This is a genomic window from Lawsonibacter sp. (assembly GCF_022777125.1).
Taxonomy (GTDB): domain Bacteria; phylum Bacillota; class Clostridia; order Oscillospirales; family Oscillospiraceae; genus Lawsonibacter_A; species Lawsonibacter_A hominis.
This window is the reverse complement of sequence record NZ_JALFGV010000035.1, coordinates 1-3,993: the sequence shown is the minus strand read 5'-3', so window position 1 is coordinate 3,993 and position 3,993 is coordinate 1. Positions and strand designations below refer to the sequence as shown.

At 63.7% G+C, this 3,993-nt stretch carries 3 protein-coding genes; all 3 read right to left on the bottom strand.

All coding sequences use genetic code 11. The features are described from left to right. Positions 1-107: 107 nt before the first annotated feature. Complete coding sequence (locus MR825_RS03010; RefSeq protein ID WP_287878776.1) at positions 108-1,214, bottom strand: site-specific integrase; 1,107 nt, start codon at positions 1,212-1,214, stop codon at positions 108-110. Positions 1,215-1,319: 105 nt separating this feature from the next. Next, positions 1,320-2,939, bottom strand: coding sequence for an NAD(P)/FAD-dependent oxidoreductase (locus MR825_RS03005; protein ID WP_287878774.1), 1,620 nt, complete (start codon positions 2,937-2,939; stop codon positions 1,320-1,322). 114 nt (positions 2,940-3,053) lie between these two features. Further along, a complete protein-coding gene (locus tag MR825_RS03000) occupies positions 3,054-3,281 on the bottom strand; it encodes a helix-turn-helix domain-containing protein (RefSeq protein WP_287878772.1) in 228 nt (75 codons plus the stop codon). Positions 3,282-3,993 lie beyond the last annotated feature (712 nt).

The window sequence follows — 3,993 nt, the reverse complement described above, 5'->3', positions numbered from 1 at the left end:
CAAAACATTGCTCACTCGATTGCGGAAGCGGATGTGCTAACCTCGGAGCTGACCGATCTGCTGATCGAAAAGGTGTATGTATTCCCCGACAACCGCATTGAGATTGTTTACAAAGTCCATGACCTCTTTGAATAATTGAAGGTACAAAAACGGAAAACCCAGGCTATCAAATCTATCTTGGTAGCTTGGGTTTTCTGCTTTTCAGAATTATATTTTTTTGTCGTGTGCTTGACATACGGGTGGCGCAGACCGTGGAGGGTGATCTTGGGCATGCCGTGGGAGCGGATGAAACGGGTAAAGGCCAGGGATACGGCGTTGGGGGAGTAAGGCTTCCCCAGCTTGTCCACCGCCACAAAGTTGTCCTCCGACCAGCCGTCCCCCCTGGCAAGGGAACGCTGGACCTGGGCGGAGCGCTCCTGCCGGAGCAGGCGGCACAGCTCGTCCCCCAGATGGAGCACCCGGTTGGAGGTGCGGTTTTTGGTCTCCTTTTGGACGATGGAAGCTCCGGCAGCCGTGCGGGCCTCCTTGATGTGCACCCGGCGGCGGGCGAAGTCCACGCTGCTCCACCGCAGGCCGCAGATCTCCTCCCGCCGCAGGCCCAGCGCCCCCGCCAGCTTGACGATGGGTTCCAGCCAGTGTCCCTCCACCAGAGCGAACAGCTGCCGCAGCTCTTCCGGCGTGTAAAAGCGGGCCTCCTGCGGGATCACCCGTGGCGGCTCCACCCGGTCGGTGGGGCTGCGCAGCAGCATGTCCTGCCGCACGGCCAGATGCAGCGCGCAGGAGAGCAGATCGTGATGGCGGCGCACGGTGTTGGCGGAGAGCCCCTTCTGCTCCATCAGCATTGCGTAATAGCCCTGGAGGTGCTGGGGCGTGAGCTTTTGCAGCGGAACGTCCCCCAGGGCGGGCGAGAGATGGTTGCGGATGATCTTTCCATAGCCGTAGACGGTGGTCTGTGCGCGGTTTGGCCGGATCACCTGCTCCATCCAGTACTCCAGCCACTGGTCCAGTGTGATGGAACGGGGCGAGACCCGCCGCAGGCCGTCCCGCTCCGCCGAAAATTCACGCAGGCCCCGCCGGGCTTGGGCCAGGGTGGGATACGTCCGGTAGCACTTGACCCGCCTGCCGTTTTCATCCGCGCCGTGGTCCATGCAGACATAGTAGACCTGCCTTGCATCGTCATAAGAAATGTTGGTTTCCACTTTTTTCCTAGCCATTGCTTCCTCTTCCTCACGTTTCGACGGATTTAGAGCTTAACCATATCACGTCGGCACCTTGAAAAATATAGGATATGCAAAAGCCAGGAAAAATCCCCATCCCGATCAAACAGACCGGGATGGGGAGTCAAGGGACGCGCCGGGCCCGGCGGAAGCCACGGCCTCCGCCACGCGGACGCCGTCCACGGCGGCGCTGGTGATCCCGCCTGCGTAGCCTGCGCCTTCACCGCAGGGATACAGACCGCGGATGGGGGATTGGAGATCCTCGCCGCGGAGGATGCGCACCGGGGAGGAGGAACGGGTCTCCACGCCGGTCAGCAGGGCTTCCGGGGAGGCAAAGCCCCGGAGCTTCCGGTCGAACAGGGGCAGGGCGGAGCGGAGCGTGTCGGCCACGTAACCGGGCAGACAGCGCCGCAGGTCGGCGGGCGTGACGCCGGGGCGGTAGGTGGGCGCCACCCCGCCCAGTGCCGCGGACGCCCGCCCGGAGAGGAAATCCCCCACCGTCTGGGCGGGAGCCCGAAAGCCGCCGCCGCCCAGGGCAAAGGCGGCTTCCTCCCAGCGGCGCTGGAACGCCACCCCCGCCAGGGGATGGCTGGAGCCGAAGTCGCCGGGGCCCACCCCGACCAGGAAGCCGCCGTTGATGTTTGCCCCGTCCCGGGCCCGGCGGCTCATGCCGTTGGTCACCAGCCGCCCCTCCTCCGAGGCGGCGGCCACCACCTGTCCGCCGGGACAGACGCAGAAGGTGAAGGCGCTGCGCCCGTCGGGCAGGTGGCAGGCCAGTTTGTAGTCGGCGGCCGGCAGGCGCTGCCAGGCCGGGCCAAACTGGGCCTGGGAGAGGGCGGCCTGTGCGTGCTCGATCCGCACGCCGATGGCAAAGGGCTTGGGGGCAAGCGGAACGCCCGCCTCCAGCAGCAGTTCGAAGGTATCCCGGGCGGAGTGGCCGGGGGCGAGGATCAGCGCGTCGCAGGGCAGGTCGTAGGCGCCCTGGGGGCCCTGCGCCTTCAGCGCAGTCAATTGGCCGTTTCGGATCTCCAGACCGGTCAGGCGGTGTCCAAAGCGTACGTCGCAGCCCAGCTCCAGCAGCTCCAGGCGGATGGCCTTCACCACGTCCCGGAGCAGATCGGTGCCGATGTGGGGCTTGTGCTGCCAGAGGATATCCTCCGGAGCGCCCGCCGCCGCCAGCGTCCGGAAGACGGTGGCAATGCGGGGATCGTGGGTACCGGTGGTCAGCTTGCCGTCGGAAAAAGTGCCCGCGCCCCCTTCCCCGAATTGTACGTTGGAGGAAGGGTCCAGTATCCCGGTCTGCCAAAAGCGTTCCACGTCCCGTGTGCGCGCTTCCACCGGACGGCCCCGCTCCAATACGATGGGAGGCAGTCCGTTCCGGGCCAGGAACAGCGCGGCGAACAGCCCCGCCGGCCCCATGCCGACCACCACAGGAGGCAGCGCGGAAGCGCGGCGGACCGGGGGAAACGCGTAGGGCCGAGGCTGAAACAGAGTCACGTTGGGGTTGCCCGCCTTTCGCACCAGAGCTGCCTCCTCCGGGGCGGTCACATGCACCGTGCACACATAGTGGACGTCGTTCTTCTTACGGGCGTCGATCGACTGCCGGGCCAGAGAGAGGGCCTGGATCTGGCCCGGCGGAAGGCCCAGCAGTCCGGCCGCCCGCGCTCGGAGCAGCTCCTGCCCGCCGTCGATGGGCAGGATGATGTTTTGAATTCGGATCATTGTGTTACCTCTTTCCTGGAGCAGGGTGAGACGGGGCTTGTCCCCGCGCTCCTCCGCGGGGGTACGGCAATCAGGGGGGGCGCTAAAGGCACAGCTCCCGGCAGATGGAAACCACTAATCCATGTCTTTTGCGCGCGGATAAGGTTTTTCGACGTTGGTCAGGCCGGCTAAATAGTCCATGCTCGTATCCAGCGCCAACGCGATCTTGCGACACTGTTCGAAAGAGTAGTACCGCTTACCGCATTCAATTTTAGAATAGTCGCTTTGGTCGATCCCGGTCAGTATTTGCATCTTGACTTGGGTAAAACCACGCTTTTCTCTGAGCACACGTAACCGTGACATAATATCACCCTGCCTTATTATGGGTAAATTGACCTATTCCGATTAGGGTAAAATTGACCTATAGTGGCGCGGGGTGCTGTTATGATACAAGAATGATTGGAAGAACGCAAGAAATCCATGATACAGGCGTATCCTGCATACCGGCTGGGTTGCGTGATGGAGGAGCCCCTGTACGAACAGGGGGGTGCCGGATCAGATTGATTTTGGGCAGATATCCTGCTGCGCGTTTGGCGCCCGGGCCGGAGAGCCGGATGAACGGGTATGCAGCTGGGTCAGGGAATGGATGGAGCCGGACAGACATTACCCCCGTGGGCGGCTGTAAAACACAGCAGGCGTGCCCCAGGGCGCGCCTGCTGTGTTAACGTTATGGGAGCACAAGGCCGGTGGAACCGCACAGCAGCGCACGCCCTGCGCCAAGGTTTTTGCCTGCGGCAAAGACGCTTGAACGGCGCTTACCGCGCCGCCCCATCGCAGATGGGGCCCCAGTGGCCGACGGCCCGGCAGGAGACGGATGTGTTCCTCTTAGTAGCTTACGCCCTGCCAAATCATGGCGTCGGCCGTCCCAAAACGCGGGGCGTTTTGGGAACCCTGCGGATTGGGCCTGCTCGGGCGGAGTGAATCCGCCCTGCGCCAAGGTTTTTGCCTGCGGCAAAAACGCTTGAACGGCGCTTACCGCGCCGCCCCATCGCAGATGGGGCCCCAGTGGCCGACG

Excerpts from the sequence above, each read along its gene's own strand:
- MR825_RS03000 (WP_287878772.1), bottom strand. The coding sequence starts at position 3,281 with ATGTCACGGTTACGTGTGCTCAGAGAAAAGCGTGGTTTTACCCAAGTC.
- MR825_RS03010 (WP_287878776.1), bottom strand. The coding sequence starts at position 1,214 with ATGGCTAGGAAAAAAGTGGAAACCAACATTTCTTATGACGATGCAAGG.
- MR825_RS03005 (WP_287878774.1), bottom strand. The coding sequence starts at position 2,939 with ATGATCCGAATTCAAAACATCATCCTGCCCATCGACGGCGGGCAGGAG.